This is a genomic window from Bacteroides bouchesdurhonensis (assembly GCF_900155865.1).
GTDB lineage: Bacteria > Bacteroidota > Bacteroidia > Bacteroidales > Bacteroidaceae > Bacteroides > Bacteroides bouchesdurhonensis.
On sequence record NZ_LT707006.1, the window covers coordinates 2,328,807 to 2,347,790 of the forward strand.

The 18,984-nt window shown below is 39.4% G+C and carries 12 protein-coding genes; 9 read left to right on the forward strand and 3 right to left on the reverse strand.

Annotated elements, in window-relative coordinates; all coding sequences use genetic code 11:
* Positions 1 to 28: 28 nt before the first annotated feature.
* The 6 genes from CZ225_RS09420 (at position 29) to CZ225_RS09445 (ending at position 12,160) form a co-directional block, all read left to right on the forward strand.
* Complete coding sequence (locus CZ225_RS09420) at positions 29 to 1,912, forward strand: amidophosphoribosyltransferase (protein ID WP_077153914.1); 1,884 nt, start codon at positions 29 to 31, stop codon at positions 1,910 to 1,912.
* Between the two features lie 28 nt (positions 1,913 to 1,940).
* Positions 1,941 to 3,080: a glutamine-hydrolyzing carbamoyl-phosphate synthase small subunit gene (gene carA / locus CZ225_RS09425; RefSeq protein ID WP_077153915.1), complete on the forward strand. Its 1,140-nt coding sequence runs from the start codon at positions 1,941 to 1,943 to the stop codon at positions 3,078 to 3,080.
* Positions 3,081 to 3,160: 80 nt separating this feature from the next.
* The gene (gene carB / locus CZ225_RS09430; protein ID WP_077153916.1) at positions 3,161 to 6,388 is read left to right on the forward strand and encodes a carbamoyl-phosphate synthase (glutamine-hydrolyzing) large subunit; all 3,228 of its coding nucleotides are present in this window, start codon (positions 3,161 to 3,163) and stop codon (positions 6,386 to 6,388) included.
* Positions 6,389 to 7,208: 820 nt separating this feature from the next.
* Positions 7,209 to 8,255 (forward strand): mannose-1-phosphate guanylyltransferase, encoded by a 1,047-nt coding sequence (locus CZ225_RS09435; protein WP_077155774.1) that lies wholly within the window; start codon positions 7,209 to 7,211, stop codon positions 8,253 to 8,255.
* A gap of 298 nt (positions 8,256 to 8,553) precedes the next feature.
* On the forward strand, positions 8,554 to 9,375 hold the full coding sequence (locus tag CZ225_RS09440; protein ID WP_077153917.1) for a helix-turn-helix domain-containing protein: 822 nt from the start codon (positions 8,554 to 8,556) through the stop codon (positions 9,373 to 9,375).
* A 58-nt stretch (positions 9,376 to 9,433) separates the two neighbouring features.
* Positions 9,434 to 12,160: a hybrid sensor histidine kinase/response regulator gene (locus CZ225_RS09445; protein ID WP_077153918.1), complete on the forward strand. Its 2,727-nt coding sequence runs from the start codon at positions 9,434 to 9,436 to the stop codon at positions 12,158 to 12,160.
* Here CZ225_RS09445 and CZ225_RS24875 read toward each other — a convergent pair.
* The 3 genes from CZ225_RS24875 to CZ225_RS09460 form a co-directional block, all read right to left on the reverse strand.
* Complete coding sequence (locus tag CZ225_RS24875) at positions 12,124 to 12,306, reverse strand: glycoside hydrolase family 20 zincin-like fold domain-containing protein (protein ID WP_083714721.1); 183 nt, start codon at positions 12,304 to 12,306, stop codon at positions 12,124 to 12,126. The genes CZ225_RS09445 and CZ225_RS24875 overlap by 37 nt on opposite strands.
* A gap of 34 nt (positions 12,307 to 12,340) precedes the next feature.
* Positions 12,341 to 14,053 (reverse strand): alpha-L-rhamnosidase-related protein, encoded by a 1,713-nt coding sequence (locus tag CZ225_RS09455; protein WP_077153919.1) that lies wholly within the window; start codon positions 14,051 to 14,053, stop codon positions 12,341 to 12,343.
* Between the two features lie 190 nt (positions 14,054 to 14,243).
* Positions 14,244 to 15,137 carry a helix-turn-helix domain-containing protein gene (locus CZ225_RS09460; RefSeq protein ID WP_077153920.1) on the reverse strand — a complete coding sequence of 298 codons (894 nt, stop codon included), beginning with the start codon at positions 15,135 to 15,137 and terminating at the stop codon, positions 14,244 to 14,246.
* A gap of 156 nt (positions 15,138 to 15,293) precedes the next feature.
* Here CZ225_RS09460 and CZ225_RS09465 point away from each other — a divergent pair, with 156 nt between their 5' ends.
* Genes CZ225_RS09465 through CZ225_RS09475 form a run of 3 tightly spaced genes read left to right on the forward strand, consistent with a single transcriptional unit; the run spans position 15,294 to position 18,984 of the window.
* The gene (locus CZ225_RS09465) at positions 15,294 to 16,559 is read left to right on the forward strand and encodes a TolC family protein (protein WP_077155775.1); all 1,266 of its coding nucleotides are present in this window, start codon (positions 15,294 to 15,296) and stop codon (positions 16,557 to 16,559) included.
* Positions 16,560 to 16,574: 15 nt separating this feature from the next.
* Positions 16,575 to 17,477: an HlyD family secretion protein gene (locus tag CZ225_RS09470; RefSeq protein WP_077153921.1), complete on the forward strand. Its 903-nt coding sequence runs from the start codon at positions 16,575 to 16,577 to the stop codon at positions 17,475 to 17,477.
* A gap of 13 nt (positions 17,478 to 17,490) precedes the next feature.
* The gene (locus CZ225_RS09475; RefSeq protein WP_077153922.1) at positions 17,491 to 18,984 is read left to right on the forward strand and encodes an ATP-binding cassette domain-containing protein; all 1,494 of its coding nucleotides are present in this window, start codon (positions 17,491 to 17,493) and stop codon (positions 18,982 to 18,984) included.

Sequence of the window (18,984 nt, forward strand, 5' to 3'; positions counted from 1 at the left end):
TGGTAATTTATAAATTGCAAGTTTATCAATGGAACAATTGAAACATGAATGTGGCGTGGCTATGATACGCTTACTCAAACCGTTAGAGTATTATGAGAAGAAGTACGGAACGTGGATGTACGGTCTCAATAAACTCTACCTGCTGATGGAGAAACAACATAATCGCGGACAGGAAGGCGCGGGATTGGCATGTGTGAAATTGGAAGCGAATCCGGGTGAAGAATATATGTTTCGTGAACGTGCTTTAGGTTCCGGTGCTATTACAGAGATTTTTGAAAACATTCAAAGTAATTTTAAAGATCTCGCTTCCGAACAATTGCATGATGCGAATTTTGCTAAACGCACCTTACCTTTTGCCGGTGAAGTTTATATGGGACATTTACGTTACTCTACGACTGGTAAGTCCGGTATTTCGTATGTTCATCCGTTTTTAAGAAGAAACAATTGGCGTGCCAAGAACTTGGCTCTCTGTGGTAACTTCAATATGACGAATGTTGATGAGATATTTGCACGTATTACTGCTATCGGCCAACATCCGCGCAAGTATGCTGATACTTATATTATGTTGGAACAAGTGGGACATCGTCTCGATCGTGAAGTAGAACGACTGTTCAATCTTGCGGAAGCTGAAGGTCTCACAGGGATGGGAATTACCCGTTATATCGAAGAGCAAATTGATTTGGGAAATGTTTTACGTACTTCCAGCAAAGAATGGGATGGGGGATATGTCATCTGTGGCGTGACAGGAAGTGGTGAATCGTTTGCTATCCGTGATCCGTGGGGAATTCGTCCGGCATTTTGGTATCAGGATGATGAAATAGCTGTGTTGGCTTCCGAACGCCCGGTCATACAGACAGCTTTGAATGTTCCGGTAGAAGAAATAAAAGAACTGCGGCCGGGACAAGCATTATTTATCAGCAAAGAAGGTAAACTACGTACATCACAAATCAATAAGCCGCGTGAAAAACGTGCCTGTTCCTTTGAACGCATCTATTTCTCTCGCGGTAGTGATGTCGATATTTATAAAGAGAGAAAATTGTTAGGAGAAAAACTCGTTCCGAATATCTTGAAAGCGATCAATAATGATATTGATCACACAGTTTTTTCTTTTATCCCTAACACTGCTGAAGTAGCTTTTTATGGAATGTTACAAGGCTTGGACAATTATCTGAATGAAGAGAAAGTACAACAGATAGCGGCTTTGGGCCATAATCCGAATTTACAAGAGCTGGAAGCTATTCTTTCTCGTCGGATTCGCAGTGAGAAAGTAGCCATTAAAGATATTAAGCTTCGTACTTTCATTGCAGAGGACAATAGTCGTAACGACCTTGCTGCCCATGTGTATGATATCACCTATGGTAGTCTTGTTTCTGGTATCGATAATCTAGTGATTATTGACGATAGTATTGTGCGTGGCACGACATTAAAGCAAAGCATTATTGGTATTCTCGACCGTCTCGGGCCAAAGAAGATTGTCATCGTTTCTTCTTCTCCTCAAGTCCGCTATCCCGATTATTATGGTATCGATATGGCAAAAATGAGTGAGTTTATCGCTTTTAAAGCAGCCATCGAACTGTTGAAAGAGCGTGACATGAAAGATATAATTGCTGCTGCGTATCGAAAATCTAAAGATCAAGTCGATTTGCCCAAGGAACAGATGGTGAATTATGTGAAAGAGATCTATGCACCGTTTACCGATGAAGAGATTTCTGCTAAAATGGTGGAACTGTTGATTCCGAAAGGAACGAAAGCAAAAGTCGAGATTGTCTACCAACCATTAAAAGGACTACATGAAGCCTATCCGAACCATATGGGGGACTGGTATTTTAGTGGTGATTATCCGACTCCGGGTGGCGTAAAGATGGTAAATCAGGCATTTATTAACTATATCGAACAGATGTATCAATTCTAAACAACCATAGAACGATTCAATAATAAGAATGAGAAATGTGACATTAATCCTTGACGACGGGAGCCGCTTCAGTGGTAAGTCGTTTGGCTACGAGAAGCCGGTGGCGGGCGAAGTAGTGTTTAACACCGCCATGACGGGATATCCGGAGAGTCTGACTGATCCTTCGTATGCCGGACAGTTGATGACTCTTACTTTTCCATTGGTAGGTAATTATGGGGTTCCTCCTTTTACAATTGAACCGAATGGACTCGCTACTTTTATGGAAAGCGAGAAGATTCATGCGGAAGCGGTTATTGTAAGTGACTATTCTTACGAGTACAGTCATTGGAATGCAGTAGAAAGTCTCGCTGATTGGTTGAAGCGTGAGAAGATCCCCGGTATTACTGGCATCGATACGCGCGAACTGACTAAAGTTCTTCGTGAACATGGTGTAATGATGGGGAAAATCGTTTTTGACGAGTCAAATGAAGAATTAAGAATGAAGAATGGAGAATTTCTGTCCTATGCTGATATAAATTATGTTGATCGAGTATCCTGTAAAGAAATTATTCATTATTTCCCTGATGGAACCGGCAGCTGTAGCGTAGCCGATTCTTCATTCCTCATTCCTCATTCTTCATTAAAAAAAGTTGTTTTAGTGGATTGTGGAGTGAAGTCTAATATCATTCGTTGTCTGTTGAAACGGAATGTAGAAGTAATTCGTGTTCCTTGGGATTATGATTATAACGGACTTGAATTTGACGGATTATTTATCTCCAATGGTCCCGGTGATCCGGATACTTGTGATGTTGCAGTACAGAATATTCGTAAAGCAATGGTGAATGAAAAACTTCCTATTTTCGGAATCTGTATGGGTAATCAGTTGTTGTCAAAAGCTGGAGGAGCTAAAATCTATAAATTGAAATATGGACATCGCAGCCACAATCAACCTGTACGTATGGTAGGTACTGAACGTTGTTTTATAACTTCCCAGAATCATGGTTATGCAGTAGATAACAATACATTGAGTAAAGACTGGGAACCACTGTTTATTAACATGAACGACGGATCGAATGAAGGAATCAGACATAAAAAGAATCCCTGGTTTTCGGCACAATTTCATCCTGAAGCTGCTAGTGGTCCTACAGATACGGAATTCTTGTTTGATGAGTTTGTAAAATTATTATAAATAGACTTTCGCCACTCTATTGCGTAGCTATAGATCATTTGGAGTTATGCCAATCTGTGGCGATTCAGAAAATAGAATCAATGAAAGAAAATATAAAGAAAGTATTACTGTTAGGTTCCGGTGCTCTGAAAATAGGTGAAGCCGGTGAGTTTGATTATTCCGGTTCGCAGGCACTCAAGGCCTTGAAAGAAGAAGGAATTGAGACAATCCTCATCAATCCGAATATTGCTACTGTGCAGACCTCTGAAGGAGTTGCGGATCAGATTTACTTCCTTCCTGTGACTCCCTATTTTGTTGAAAAAGTCATTCAGAAAGAAAGGCCGGAAGGTATCATGCTAGCGTTTGGCGGTCAGACAGCTTTGAATTGTGGCGTGGCATTGTATAAGGAAGGCATACTTGAAAAATATAATGTGAAAGTACTCGGCACTCCTGTACAGGCAATTATTGATACGGAAGATCGTGAATTTTTTGTGCAAAAGTTAAATGAAATAGACGTAAAGACGATTAAGAGCGAAGCTGTTGAGAATGTGCAAGATGCCCGTCGTGCTGCTAAAGAGTTGGGTTATCCTGTGATTGTTCGTGCTGCTTATGCGTTGGGAGGGTTGGGCTCCGGCTTTTGCGACAATGAAGAGCAATTGGATGTGTTGGTAGAAAAGGCTTTCTCTTTCTCTCCGCAAGTATTGGTCGAGAAATCTTTGAGAGGATGGAAAGAAGTGGAATATGAGGTAGTACGTGACCGTTTCGACAATTGTATCACCGTTTGTAATATGGAAAATTTTGACCCGCTGGGTATCCATACCGGTGAATCTATTGTGATTGCTCCCTCGCAAACATTGACCAATAAAGAATATCACAAACTTCGTGAACTTGCTATCCGCATCATCCGTCATATCGGTATTGTTGGTGAATGTAATGTTCAGTATGCTTTCGATCCTGAATCGGAAGATTATCGTGTCATCGAAGTGAATGCCCGTCTTTCCCGTTCGTCTGCATTAGCATCTAAAGCTACCGGATATCCGTTGGCTTTTGTTGCAGCTAAACTAGGACTCGGTTATGGGCTTTTCGATTTAAAGAACTCGGTAACAAAGACGACTTCTGCGTTCTTTGAGCCTGCTTTAGACTATGTGGTATGTAAAATACCTCGGTGGGATTTAGGTAAATTCCATGGTGTGGACAAAGAATTAGGATCTTCCATGAAGTCGGTTGGTGAAGTGATGGCTATCGGTCGTACCTTTGAAGAGGCGATTCAGAAAGGACTTCGTATGATCGGCCAGGGAATGCATGGATTTGTAGAAAACAAAGAACTTGTCATTTCTGACATAGATAAAGCCCTTCGTGAACCGACAGATAAACGTATCTTTGTTATATCTAAAGCATTTCGTGCCGGATATACGATTGATCAGGTTCATGATTTGACAAAGATTGACAAGTGGTTCCTCCAGAAGTTGATGAATATAATGAAGACTTCTGAAGAACTGCATAATTGGGGCAAGAATCATAAACAGATTGCCGAGCTTCCTGATGAATTGCTGAAAAAAGCGAAAGTACAAGGTTTCTCTGATTTCCAGATAGCTCGTGCCATCGGTTTTGAAGGCGATATGGAAGATGGTATTCTCTATGTTCGTAATCATCGTAAGAGTGTGGGAATCCTTCCGGTCGTTAAGCAGATCGATACATTGGCAGCCGAATATCCGGCACAGACCAATTATTTGTATCTTACTTATAGCGGTGTAGCAAATGATGTCCATTATCTGGGTGATCATAAATCTATCGTCGTTCTCGGTTCCGGTGCTTACCGTATCGGTTCTTCCGTAGAGTTTGACTGGTGTGGTGTTCAGGCTCTGAATACTATCCGCAAAGAGGGCTGGCGGAGTGTCATGATCAACTACAATCCGGAAACTGTTTCTACGGATTACGATATGTGTGCCCGTCTCTACTTTGACGAACTGACATTTGAACGTGTGATGGATATTCTCGAATTAGAGAATCCTCATGGTGTAATTGTTTCTACTGGTGGTCAGATTCCTAATAACCTTGCTCTACGTCTGGATGCACAGAATATTAATATCCTTGGAACAAGTGCCAAGAGTATTGATAATGCTGAAGATCGTGAGAAGTTCTCTGCTATGCTCGACCGTATCGGGGTAGATCAACCGCGCTGGCGTGAATTGACATCTATGGATGACATCAATGAATTTGTAGACGAAGTTGGTTTTCCTGTGCTAGTTCGTCCTTCTTATGTGCTTTCCGGTGCTGCGATGAATGTTTGTTCTAATCGGGAAGAGTTAGAGCGTTTCCTCCAATTGGCTGCAAATGTATCAAAGAAGCATCCGGTGGTGGTAAGTCAGTTTATAGAACACGCTAAAGAAGTCGAAATGGATGCTGTGGCACAAAATGGAGAAATCGTGGCTTATGCAATCAGTGAACATATTGAGTTTGCAGGAGTGCATTCCGGTGATGCGACTATACAGTTTCCTCCGCAGAAATTATATGTAGAGACGGTACGACGCATTAAACGCATTAGTCGTGAGATTGCAAAAGCACTCAATATATCCGGTCCGTTTAATATTCAGTATCTGGCAAAAGATAACGACATTAAAGTGATTGAATGTAATCTTCGTGCCAGCCGTTCTTTCCCGTTTGTCAGCAAAGTATTGAAGATCAATTTTATTGAACTGGCAACGAAAGTAATGCTTGGTCTGCCTGTAGAAAAACCAAACAAGAATCTATTTGAGTTGGATTATGTGGGAATTAAAGCTTCCCAATTCTCATTTAATCGTTTGCAGAAAGCCGATCCTGTGTTAGGAGTAGATATGGCATCTACAGGAGAAGTTGGTTGTATCGGAAGCGATACTTCCTGTGCCGTTCTTAAAGCTATGCTTTCTGTCGGGTATCGTATTCCGAAGAAGAATATTCTGTTATCAACCGGAACTATGAAGCAGAAAGCCGATATGATGGACGCCGCCCGAATGTTGGTAAACAAAGGTTATAAGCTTTTCGCAACGGGTGGTACTCACAAGGCACTCATTGAAAATGGTATTGAGAATACGCTTGTCTATTGGCCGAGTGAAAATGGTCATCCGCAAGCTTTGGAAATGCTTCATAACAAAGAAATAGATATGGTAGTCAATATTCCGAAGAACCTGACTGCCGGAGAACTTGATAACGGATATAAAATCCGTCGTGCAGCTATCGACCTGAATATTCCGTTAATTACTAATGCGCGTTTGGCAAGTGCATTTATTCAAGCTTTCTGTACAATGGGTATTGATGACATTGCTATTAGGAGCTGGGAAGAATATAAGTAGATAGAAACGATAAATTGTTGTTTTTAAGTTGTATGGTCGTTTCCGGGATTTCGGAGGCGACCTTTTTGTTTAGTGATTCTAAAAGCACTGGTTTACATAGACTAAAGCTATGCTTTAGGAACCGTAAAGCATAGCTTTAGCCTTTTAAAGCAATACTTTATAATTGATGGGTGCAAGGTGCACTTTTCTCAGCCTTTCTTTCACACACACACATACACGTACGCGCACGTGCGTACGTGCGATGAGTATCTCTACTGTTTTTCATACTTTGCTGATCGATTTGGTCAGGTAAGTGTTTGAATGCTATCTTTTTCATCTTGTTTCGGTATCTATGTAGCTACAGATGATTTATTTATTTGATTATAACATGATAAGAACAGTGCAGTCGACATCCGTATTTGTTATGGCTCACCTTACTTATATACGCGCGTGTGTGTGATATATAGGGGGCTGAACTATTGCACCTACTGTACCCTTATGATGGTTCATTACTATTCAACCATTTCAGTTATGCAGCATAAATATTCAATGTTATTCTTTGTTTAATATGATTAGTGATGATAATTTTCAATAATACAATGAGAGAAGAAAATCTATCATTATGTGTTTGGCTTTTATAAAAGAGTAGCTTAAGTATGGAAAGTCGAAAATTATAAAGATAAGTTGATAAATAACTATAAGTAAGTAGATTTACTAGAATGATCGGGTGGAAATTCGAGGATAGAAAAATACGGGATAAAAAGAATTTTGGTCTATAAGTTGTGTAATTGCATTATTTGCCGTATCTTGCATAAATATTATATAAAAGAGAAAAATGGGAATGGATAACCATGTTGTTATTATGGCAGGCGGTATTGGTAGCCGTTTCTGGCCGATGAGCACACCAGAATGTCCAAAACAGTTTATAGACGTGATAGGGTGTGGAAGAACGTTGATTCAACTGACGGTAGATCGCTTTAGTGGTATCTGCCCACTAGAAAATATGTGGGTAGTGACATCTGAAAAATATATTGATATTATCCGAAAACAATTGCCTGAAATTCCAGAAAGTAATATTTTGGCAGAACCTTGTGCACGCAATACTGCACCTTGCATTGCTTATGCTTGTTGGAAAATAAAGAAGAATCATCCGAATGCTAATATGGTGGTGACTCCTTCGGATGCACTGGTAATTGATACGTTTGAATTTCGTCGGGTAGTGGAGAAAGCACTTCGTTTTACAGATAAAAGCAGTGCTATTGTGACATTGGGGATTAAGCCGACTCGTGCTGAAACAGGTTATGGATATATTGCCGCCGGAAATATGCTCCAGACTGATAAAGAGATATTTACTGTTGATGCATTCAAGGAAAAACCGGATAAAGGTACTGCTGAGGTTTATTTGGCAGAAGGGAATTTTTTCTGGAATGCAGGTATTTTTGTTTGGAATGTTCGTACTATTACTTCAGTAATGCGTGTTTATGCTCCAGGTATAGCACAGATATTTGACCGTATTTTCCCGGATTTCTATACTGAAAAGGAAAATGATTCTGTGCGGAGATTTTTTCCGACTTGTGAAAGTATCTCGATAGACTATGCTGTGATGGAGAAAGCGCAGGAAATTTACGTACTTCCGGCTTCCTTTGGTTGGTCGGATTTGGGTACATGGGGTGCTTTAAGAGGATTATTGCCGCAGGATACATCTGGAAATGCTACGATAGGACCTGACATTCGTTTGTATGACAGTAAAAACTGTATAGTGCACGCAAGTGAGGAAAAACGGGTAGTGGTTCAAGGACTGGATGGGTATATCATTGCAGAAAGAGATAATACACTACTTATTTGTAAGTTGGAAGAGGAACAAAGGATTAAGGAGTTTTCACAGTAGTGCTTCAATTCTTAAAATCAGCTTGATTTTTACAGGAAAGAATATCATCATTTCAGTTTACTCTGTTGAGATTAGAATTTATTCATCTTCTCAACAGAGTTTTCTATTTTTTATGTTGTCATGTTGTGTGAAAGGAAAGTAAATAATATTCTTCTTTGCTATTTTAGTCAAATAGAAATATAATACCCAAATTTGCTAATTACGTTCAATTCCAATTGTAAATAGTACGTTTTAATAAGATTCTTTTAAATTTGTAGATCAATTATCGATTTATATCTATAACAAACATTGCATTTTAATGATAGATACTGACATATCATATCTTCCTTTGAATAGGCATGAAGCATATACGAAAGAAGGTTTCGCCGGACTCTGTACAAGTGGAACTGCTATTATAGAAGTTTTCTCAGTTAGTCATCAAATATCAAAAAACGATATTGTTACTATATTGCCACTACAACGGGCTATGATCCGTGATATTAGCGATGATTTTTCTATGACATTCTTTAGATTTGATAAGGCTATGTTTATTGATATAATGAGTAGCTTGGGGAAAATAACTCCAGATTTCTTTTTTTATATGCGAAGAAAAGTCAGCTATAGTTTAAGTGATAGTGAAGTTCTAAGATTTCTTGATTATTGCAATATTATCGCTTTTCGGATTAACAATGATGATCCTAATTACCGTAATGAAACTGTTCTTCATTTGCTTCAGATTTATTTCTGGGACTTTTATGTATCATTCCTTAAAGAAGCAAATGGCTGTAGCAGCTATTTTGCAAATTCTAACAAAGAAAACATTGCAATAAAGTTTGCTATGTTAGTTGCTGAGCATTATCGCAATTCACGTGAGGTTGCTTTTTATGCTGCCAAATTATGCATATCGCCCACTTATTTGACTAAAGTAATTCAAGAAATGAACGGTCAGTCTCCTCATGAGCTAATTGCGGATTATGTGATCATTGAGATAAAAAAAATACTTCGAAATCCTCTTATTGACATCAAGAGTGTGGCCCAGCAAACCAATTTTGCTAGTCAATCGTCATTAAGTCGTTTTTTTCGCCAGCAGACAGGAATGTCTCCGTCGGAATACCGTCGTGCGATTCATATAATACGATGAGATTTGAGATTGAATGCTGAATGATTATTAGTGTATTTATATAAAAACATCATATGATATGAAACAAAACAAAGAAGATTCTTACAAAAGTGATAAAGAGTATTTTGAGGAGAAAATGTCAGAGTTACTGGCGGATCAAATCTTGTTTTCGGAGAGTGTTTATAGTCATTTGCCGATAGGGATTGAAATATATGATAAGGAGGGTCTTCTGCGTGGTATCAATCATCGAGCTCTGGAGATATATGGAGTGGATAATGCTTCTTCGGTTGTAGGAACAGTAAATCTTTTCAATAGTCCATATGTAGATGATAAACTTAGAGTTAGTATAGAAAACGGAGAAGAGATAACATTGGAATTTGAGTATGATTTCGATCGGATAAATAGAGGATATTATTCTTCTCGTCATCAGAATACTATCATATATGAGGTTAAAATTGTTCCTGTCCGTAATAGGAATGAAGTTATTTTAGGGTATATGCTCCTTACTAACGATGTAACTGCTACAAAGGAAGCGGAATTTCGTACAGAAGAAAACAAGAAGAATCTGGAGATGGCTATGGAGGCAGCAAATATGTCTTCTTGGGTATATGATTTACAGAATAATGAATTCAATTCATTACATGGAAATACTATTGCCAAAGAAGGTATGAAATTGGAAGAGTTACAGAAAAAACTACATCCGCAGGACTATGTTCAATTGACGGAACTTTTTCAAAAATTGGTCAGAAAAGATGTGGAGCAAGGGCAAATTACTGTGCGAGCCTTTAATGAGCAGGAGAATCAATATCGTTATTATGAAAGCCGGATGCGTCTTTCATCTGAACACTTGGGAAAATTATTAATTGTTGGAACGCAGTTAGATGTTACTGAAAAGATACAGTTGGCTAAAAAAACGCAAGAGTTGATTGCTAAACGTGAACTGGCGATGAAGGTTAGTAATATTGTTCATTGGGATTTTGATGTTCCTTCTCGTAGTTTTGAATCTTTCAATGATCCGATCAATGATTACATTCCAGGCAGATTATTAACTTTGGAGGAATATATGGATGTAATTCATCCGGAGGATCAGTCAATTGTTTGGGATGCTCTTCAATCTATGGCGATAGGTAAAGAAATCAATGTAGATTTTATATGTCGTATGCAAACTAAGCATGACGATACTTGGCAGTATTGTAATGTGATTGGTGTTCCATTTGAAAAAGATGATAGGGGAAATGTAATTCGTTTCACAGGATTACGGCAGAATATTTCGAAACAGCACCAGTTAGATGAGGAACTTAGAGAACGAAATTATAGAATGGAGCTTACATTCAAGACAGTTGGTATGTCTTATTGGGTGCTTGACTTGGATACCAAAAAGTTTCATGCATTCAACGATCCGGTGAATGACTATAATCCGGAAAAGGAAATTTCACCGGAAGACTATCTACTTGTCACGTTTCCAAATGATGTGGACGTTGTTCGCGAGAATATTGAAGGGATGCTTCAGGGTATTAATAAGGAATTTAATTTTCAATATCGATCCAGGACTAAATGGGATCAGGAATGGCAAACCTATATTGTAACCGGAATTCCAGCAGAAAAGAATAAGAAAGGGGAAATAATTCGCTATACAGGTATTGCATTCAATAACACGAAATGGGAGAAAATGGCTAATGAATTGAAAATCCTGAAAGAAAAGGCAGAACTTTCTGACAGGATAAAGTCTGCATTCTTAGCTAATATGAGCCATGAAATACGTACGCCTTTGAATGCTATTGTTGGATTTTCAGAATTGTTGGTGGATTGTAATGATCCGAACGAGAAAAAAGAGTATATGGATATCATTGAATTTAATAATGAATTACTACTCCGTTTAATCAATGATATTTTGGATCTTTCTAAGATAGAGTCGGGGATTCTTGAACGTAAGAGGGAAAAGTTTAATCTGCGTAGAGTATGTAGTGAATTATGTGCGACAATTCAACAAAAGATAACTAATCCGGATGTCGAATTTAGAACAGCTTCCGGTCCGGATTGTAAAGTGTACTTAGATCCGAATCGACTCAAACAGGTATGGATGAACTTTTTGACTAATGCTGTAAAATGTACTAATGCTGGGTTTATCAGGATGGGGTATACTGTTGAACAAGGAGGTATTCGTATTTATGTGGAAGATTCGGGAGTCGGTATTCCACATGAATTACAAGACAGAATATTCGGACGGTTCCAGAAACTTAACGATTTTGCTCAGGGAACCGGATTGGGATTGGCAATTTCCAAGGCTATTATTGAAGGAGCTAATGGAAAGATAGGTTTCACTTCAGAACCAGGGGTAGGATCTACTTTCTGGGCATGGATACCTTGCGAAGTAGAGATATTGGATAGTAATGATGAAGGTGATTCAGACTCTTCATCGCAACTTGTTTTCAGGGATCTTCATGAAAATGGAAGTAAATTGAATATTTTACTTGCCGAGGACAATGATAGCAATTATATGTTGGTGAAAAGTATTCTTAAGGATTATCATCTCAATCGGGTATGCAATGGAATAGATGCTGTACGAAATGTACTCGATGGAAAATACGACTTTGTCATTATGGATATGAAAATGCCAATTATGGGAGGACTAGAAGCAACACGTAAAATTCGGGAATTCAATTCTGAAATACCTATTATCGCGCTTACTGCCAATGCATTTGATTCTGATAGAGTAAGTGCCATTGAGGCCGGATGCAATGCATTTCTTACAAAGCCTGTGAAGAAACATCAGTTGCTTGATTTGTTTGCAAGAAATGGCGGTTGATCTGAAATGGTTATATACGGGACAGCGTAGTCTGTCCCGTTCTTTCGAACCAGTTGCTTGAGGGTTTGTAAACCATAGAATATTCTTGACTTGTTTCCGTATCCGATAGCTATTCCTTTTCTTATGCTATGAATTCTATACCATATCCTTCTTCATGTAAAATACTAGTGACGGGCTCGTTTATTTGATAACTTTCACTCCTTTGGGAGCTTTTATCGTTGATTTGACAGAACCATCGTTTCTTTGCTCATGGTGTATCTTGATGATGCCGTAGGGAGTAGGGAATGTACCTTCTGCCCATTGTAGATCACCCAGATGTGGTTCTATTTTTACTACTTTGCATCCTGGTTCTATCACTTTTACTCCCAATACATATTCGCTCAGATAAGAGGTGGGACCGGAAGCCCAGCCGTGGCAGAAACTATGGCGATACCCTTTGTAACAGTAGTTGCCATAACTTTTATGTACGTCCACCTTACCTTTAGGGACAATTTCGTCAATGCGGGCGGCGTTTTTAATCCATTCGATGTTGAAGTCTTCCCAAAATGAAGTGGCTCCTAAATCGAGCATTGCTCCCCAGAATTCGCGGATGCGATTTAATGCATTCGTATAATCGCCTGCGGCAGCCATTGCTTTTAGCATATAATAACCATAGAAAGTGGAGAAATTCTTAGAACCACCTATTGATAAAACTTCGTTGTTGGCTTTTTCCGGATCCATTAACCCTGATAAGGTCATCAAAGCAGCTGCCTGTTTTGAATGATTGGGCTCAGGCCGATAGGTACGTAATCGAACAGCGGCATCTCCGCACTTCTTCGCCATTTCGTTGTCTTTGAGTATGGAAAATAGTTCTTTGCCGCAATCCATTGCCTGCACCATCAATGCTTGTAATCCGGCATCAACTCCTTTTGGGTTTTCGCTGGATGGCCAATCCAGAAATCGCATTCCGTCCAATGTTTCTTTTCCGTTTGCATCTATTTTAGTCAATAGATGATTAATAAGTTGTGTCAGGTAAGTTTTTTGCTCTTGTAGGTAATCTAAATTACCTTGATAAAAATACCAGTCACGATGAATAATGATCCACCACAAAGAATACGAACTGATACCGTTCATCCATGCAGGAACAGGGGTAGCATCGCGAATAAGATCGAGACTTTTAGGAACGACTTCATTGTAACCGAATACTGTATTGACAGTCATTACTTCCGGGTGAAGGTCGCCCACCCATACCAGACGGTCACGTTTGATGGCATCCCAAAGATATTCTTGCATATTGAGATGTACGGTATATGCTCCAGTCATCCAAATATCGTTTAAGCGTTCGTCATTGCAACGGAATGAACCTAAATAAGGGACATCACGATAATTAAATATAGCAAGTACTTCTTTTAATTGCAGTTCAACATCAGTGTCAAGTAAATCAATACGTACAAAGCGGAATCCTGAATTTCCAACCTCCAATACGCCTAACCAAGGAAGTTTGAGTTCAAAATCGCGCATAGCGTGGTCATTGCTTGCACCATTTTCTCCATCAATATCGCACATGGCTTCACTAACGGATTCACCGAAACGAATTCGTATTTTAATTGGTGTATTATTGGGGGATTGGCCTGTAACAATTTGAACTCCTCCTTGCAATTCCCGTCCAAAGTCGAGTAGGATTGAGGCTGTATCAGTAGTTGTACTGCGCATTCGGCAGACATTTTCGCTACCTAAGATGGATTGCCTGATACCGGTACGCATCAAGTTTTGTTCATCGTTGACTTGTGCAGTTGTGTTGTTACTTTTCCAGACAATACGAGTGGGGGATATATAGCTTCGTATGCGTGAGTCTTGTTGTATAGGAGTGTCTTTCCATACAGGGGGGAGTTGATGTTTTTGGGCTATGCCCATTTGTGCTGAAATTAATAAAACGATAATAAAATATAGTTTTTTCATATAAAAGAAATAAGTTATTTGAATAAAACAAAGGCATTAATTGATGAACTGTTTAAACAGTGGCACAAATATATAGAAAATTTTCAGATGAAAAAAAGTGTAAGCGAAAACATTGATGTGAAGTATGAAATTAATGTTATGATACTTATTGTTTCTTCTGATATTCTTGTGGTGTCTTCCCCGTCATTCTTTTAAAGAATTTACAGAAGAAAGACGGATTAGGAAAATTTAATTCATCTGAGATTTGATATACAAGAAGATCACTATGCTTGAGTAAAATTTTGGCTTCCTGTATAATGGATTGGTTGATCCAGTCCATAATTGTTTGTTGGCTGGTTTGTCGGATAATAGTGTTCAGATAGCGCGGAGTAAGGCATAATTTGTCTGCGTAAAAACTGACGTTTCGTTCCTTTTTGCTGTGTGTATTGACGAGAGAGATAAAACGTTGAAAAATATCTTCTTGGTGGGTTAGGTGTTTAGTAGTAGTTTGTGTGTTGTTAGTTATACATTCTATATTATATAAGAGGCTTGCCACCAGATGCTGTATGACCTCACGGCGGAAAGTTGCTTCTTGTAATATATCCCATATTAATGTGAAATAGCTTTCAATACGAGTTTGTTCTTGTAGAGGTAATGTTAATAGAACATTATTAGGATACTGGGGAAAATGTATGAGAAAATCATCTTTACTGGTGAAGGGAAGAAAGTTGTTGTCAATTGCCATCATTTTCATATCAAGATCCGGGGATATTTTGATGGCTTGTATGATGGAATTAGGAGCAATGAGTGATATAATGCCGGATTGTAGAGTGTATTCTATTAGGTTGATTCGTGCTTGTAAAGATCCTTGTCTGATAAATACGATCCGTCCTTCTTTTATACGGTAAGGCTGATCAAAAGTGAAAAGTTGAGATTCCATTTTGATGAAGCTATTGACAAAACCAAAATCAGAAGTTATGAAGCGAAATTCATTGTGACGGACAATTTTCAATCCTCCTAATAGTTTCAGTCCTAATTCTACCGGTTCTTTCTTTTCCATTTTATTTTATCGTTTTCCTGCAAAGATAATAAATCATGCTATATCTTTCGTTTAATTTCTGATTCATCGAACTATTAGAACATATTTACCGACTCTTGGAATGTGAAACAATGCTTGAAACACCTATCTTTGTCTTTCGAAGAACTCATAGAAAATATGCGTATGAAAAGAATGATTTTTACTCTCTCTCTGTTTGTTTGCGTATCTGGAATGTATGGTCAGGTGACGCTGGAAGAATGTCAGCGGAAAACACAGGACAACTATCCATTGGTACGTCAATATGATTTAATAGAGAAAACAAAGGAATATACTCTGGAGAATGTAGCTAAAGGATATTTGCCGCAGTTCGCTCTTTCGGCAAAAGCGTCTTATCAGAGTGATGTAACCGAATTGCCGATAAAGATTTCAGGAGTGGATATAAAAGGAATGCCTAAAGACCAGTATCAGGTAATGGTGGAATTACAGCAAAATGTCTGGGATGGTGGTGGAATCAAGGTGCAAAAGAAGCAAGCGACTGCCGAAGCAGATGTAGAGAAAGAAAAACTGAATGTAGATATGTATGCGTTGAATAACCGCGTGAACGATCTTTATTTCGGGATTCTTTTATTGGATGAACAATTGAAACAGAATACTTTATTGCAAGATGAACTGGAAAGGAATTTCCGGCAGATCAGTTCTTATTTTGAAAATGGAATTGCTAATCAGGCTGATTTGGATGCTGTGAAAGTGGAACAATTGAATACCAGACAGAAGAGAATAGAATTGTCTTTCTACAGGGAGGCTTATCTCAAGATGCTTTCTTTACTGACGGGTGAGGAACTTTCTCCGGAAACGATTTTGGAAAAACCTGTACCTGAAACAATGGTAAATGCGGTCAGTGAGATTCGCCGACCGGAATTGTCGTTGTTTGATGCTCAGGCAACCGGATTGAATGTGCAGGAAAAAGCATTGAACGTCCGACATCTTCCGCAATTCGGATTATTTGTACAGGGGGCTTATGGTAATCCGGGGCTAAATATGTTGAAAAATGAATTTTCACCTTATTATATAGCGGGGGTTCGGCTTTCGTGGAATTTCGGGAGTTTTTATACTTTAAAGAATGATCGTCGGGTGATTGAGAATAAACGGCAGCAATTGGGAAGTAATCGTGATGTATTCCTTTTTAATACCCGTTTGCAGGTAACGCAGCAAGATCAGGCTGTCCGTTCGGTGGAAAAACAAATGCGGGATGATGATGAGATTATTCGTCTTCGTACTAATATTCGTCGCTCTGCCGAGGCAAAGGTAGCGAACGGTACATTGACGGTTACCGAAATGCTGAGGGAACTGACGAATGAAAGTCTGGCAAGGCAAGCAAAGGCGATACATGAGATTCAACGCTTGCAAGGTATCTATCAAATGAAATATACAACGAACCAATAATAAAAACTTTCGGATATGAAACGAATAATAAAAATAGGTGTATGGGGAGTGACGTTATTGCTGATGTCAGCATGTGGAAACCGTTTGCCGGATTATGATGCGACTGGCACATTTGAGGCTACGGAGGTGATTGTTTCCGCTGAAGCATCGGGCAAGATACTTCAGTTGAAGGTGGAAGAGGGAACAAGGTTGAAAATGGGAGAAGATGCCGGTTTGGTTGATACGGTGCAATTGTATTTGAAAAAGTTACAGTTGGAAGCTAGTATGAAATCGGTAGAAAGCCAACGTCCGGATTTAACCAAACAAATAGCGGCTACCAAACAGCAGATAGCTACGGCACAACGGGAAAAGAGACGAGTGGAAAGCTTATTGGCGGCAGGAGCTGCCAATCAAAAACAGTTGGATGATTGGGAGGCTCAGGTAGCTTTGCTTGAACGGCAGCTGGTCGCTCAGGAATCATCGTTGCGGAATAGTACGAATAGTTTAACGGAACAGGGTAACTCAGTTGCCATACAAATAGCTCAAGTTGATGACCAGTTGAATAAATGTCATATTCTGTCACCGATTGACGGGACTGTATTGGCTAAGTATGCGGAAGCTGGTGAGTTGGCGACTGTGGGCAAACCTTTATTTAAAGTTGGAGAGTTAGATCGAATGTATTTACGAGCTTACATCACTTCGGAACAATTATCATCTGTAAAGTTGGGTGATGAAGTGAGGGTATATGCTGATTATGGAAATTCGGAGAGAAAGGATTATTCCGGCGTGGTGACTTGGATCTCCGACCGTTCGGAATTTACTCCGAAAACTATTCTTACCAAAAATGAACGTGCCAATCTGGTATATGCTGTTAAGATTGCCGTTAAAAATGACGGATTATTGAAAATCGGTATGTACGGAGGAGTAACTTTTAAGTAATGGATCATTGGCAATGCGTAAAGATAAAGTGGATTTGGTGGGTACTGATAAATTTATAGTAACAGTAGATCATGTCAGTAAAAACTACGGAAAGGTAGAGGCGTTGAAGGATGTTTCTTTTTCTGTGAAGCGGGGAGAAATCTTCGGGCTGATCGGTCCTGACGGTGCGGGAAAGAGTACGTTGTTTCGTATTCTGACTACTCTTTTGCTGGCTGATCGGGGAAAGGCAGTTGTGGATGGATTGGATATTGTGACGGATTATAAAGAGATTCGAACGAAAGTGGGATATATGCCCGGTCGTTTTTCGCTTTATCAGGATCTTTCGGTGGAAGAAAATCTACAATTCTTTGCAACTGTATTTCATACGACGATTCAGGAGAACTATGATTTGGTTAAAGACATCTATCAACAGATTGAGCCATTCAAAAAACGTAGGGCAGGTGCTTTGTCGGGTGGAATGAAGCAGAAGCTGGCATTGAGCTGCGCACTCATTCATAAACCTGATATTTTATTTCTGGATGAGCCCACTACAGGAGTTGATCCGGTGTCTCGTAAAGAGTTTTGGCAGATGTTGCGACACTTGTGTGATTTAGGGATTACGATTATTGCATCGACACCTATTATGGATGAAGCCCGGCAGTGTGATCGGATCGCTTTTATTAATCATGGACAGATTCATGGCATTGATACCCCTGAAAGGATTCTCCAGCAGTTTGCCGCTATTCTATGTCCGCCCCCTCTTAAGCGTGAAGAACTTCGTGAGAAAGGGATACCTGTAATTGAAGTCGATCAACTGACAAAGAGTTTTGGGCGTTTTACTGCGGTCGATCATATCTCTTTTCAGGTGAATCGGGGAGAAATATTTGGCTTTTTGGGAGCAAATGGGGCAGGAAAGACTACGGCAATGCGTATGCTTTGTGGGTTGAGTAAGCCTACGTCAGGAGTTGGAAAGGTAGGGGGCTTTGATATTTTCAGGGAAGCGGAGATGGTGAAGAAGCACATTGGATATATGAGCCAAAAGTTTTCTTTGTATGAAGATTTAAAAGTGTGGGAAAATATTCGACTTTTTGCAGGTATATATGGAATGAAAGATCAGGAGATTGAACAGAAGACAAATGAACTGTTGGAACGTCTTGGATTCTCTGCCGAACGAAATATGCTGGTGAAAAGTTTGCCTTTAGGGTGGAAACAGAAGTTGGCTTTTTCTGTATCGATTTTCCATGAGCCGAAGATCGTCTTTTTGGATGAACCGACGGGAGGTGTAGATCCTGCTACCCGGAGGCAGTTCTGGGAATTAATTTATCAAGCAGCCGACCGAGGAATTACGGTATTTGTGACTACGCATTATATGGATGAAGCGGAGTATTGTAACCGGATTTCCATAATGGTGGACGGGCAAATAAAAGCTCTCGATACGCCTGCTAACTTGAAAAAGCAGTTTAATGCGGAAACAATGGATGATGTTTTCCAACAATTGGCCCGTCATGCGGTGCGTAATGCAGATTAA

Excerpts from the sequence above, each read along its gene's own strand:
- CZ225_RS09460 (WP_077153920.1), bottom strand. The coding sequence starts at position 15,137 with ATGGAAAAGAAAGAACCGGTAGAATTAGGACTGAAACTATTAGGAGGA.
- CZ225_RS09455 (WP_077153919.1), bottom strand. The coding sequence starts at position 14,053 with ATGGGCATAGCCCAAAAACATCAACTCCCCCCTGTATGGAAAGACACT.
- CZ225_RS09445 (WP_077153918.1), top strand. The coding sequence starts at position 9,434 with ATGAAACAAAACAAAGAAGATTCTTACAAAAGTGATAAAGAGTATTTT.
- CZ225_RS09475 (WP_077153922.1), top strand. The coding sequence starts at position 17,491 with ATGCGTAAAGATAAAGTGGATTTGGTGGGTACTGATAAATTTATAGTA.
- carB (WP_077153916.1), top strand. The coding sequence starts at position 3,161 with ATGAAAGAAAATATAAAGAAAGTATTACTGTTAGGTTCCGGTGCTCTG.
- CZ225_RS09470 (WP_077153921.1), top strand. The coding sequence starts at position 16,575 with ATGAAACGAATAATAAAAATAGGTGTATGGGGAGTGACGTTATTGCTG.
- CZ225_RS09435 (WP_077155774.1), top strand. The coding sequence starts at position 7,209 with ATGGATAACCATGTTGTTATTATGGCAGGCGGTATTGGTAGCCGTTTC.
- carA (WP_077153915.1), top strand. The coding sequence starts at position 1,941 with ATGAGAAATGTGACATTAATCCTTGACGACGGGAGCCGCTTCAGTGGT.
- CZ225_RS09440 (WP_077153917.1), top strand. The coding sequence starts at position 8,554 with ATGATAGATACTGACATATCATATCTTCCTTTGAATAGGCATGAAGCA.
- CZ225_RS09420 (WP_077153914.1), top strand. The coding sequence starts at position 29 with ATGGAACAATTGAAACATGAATGTGGCGTGGCTATGATACGCTTACTC.
- CZ225_RS09465 (WP_077155775.1), top strand. The coding sequence starts at position 15,294 with ATGCGTATGAAAAGAATGATTTTTACTCTCTCTCTGTTTGTTTGCGTA.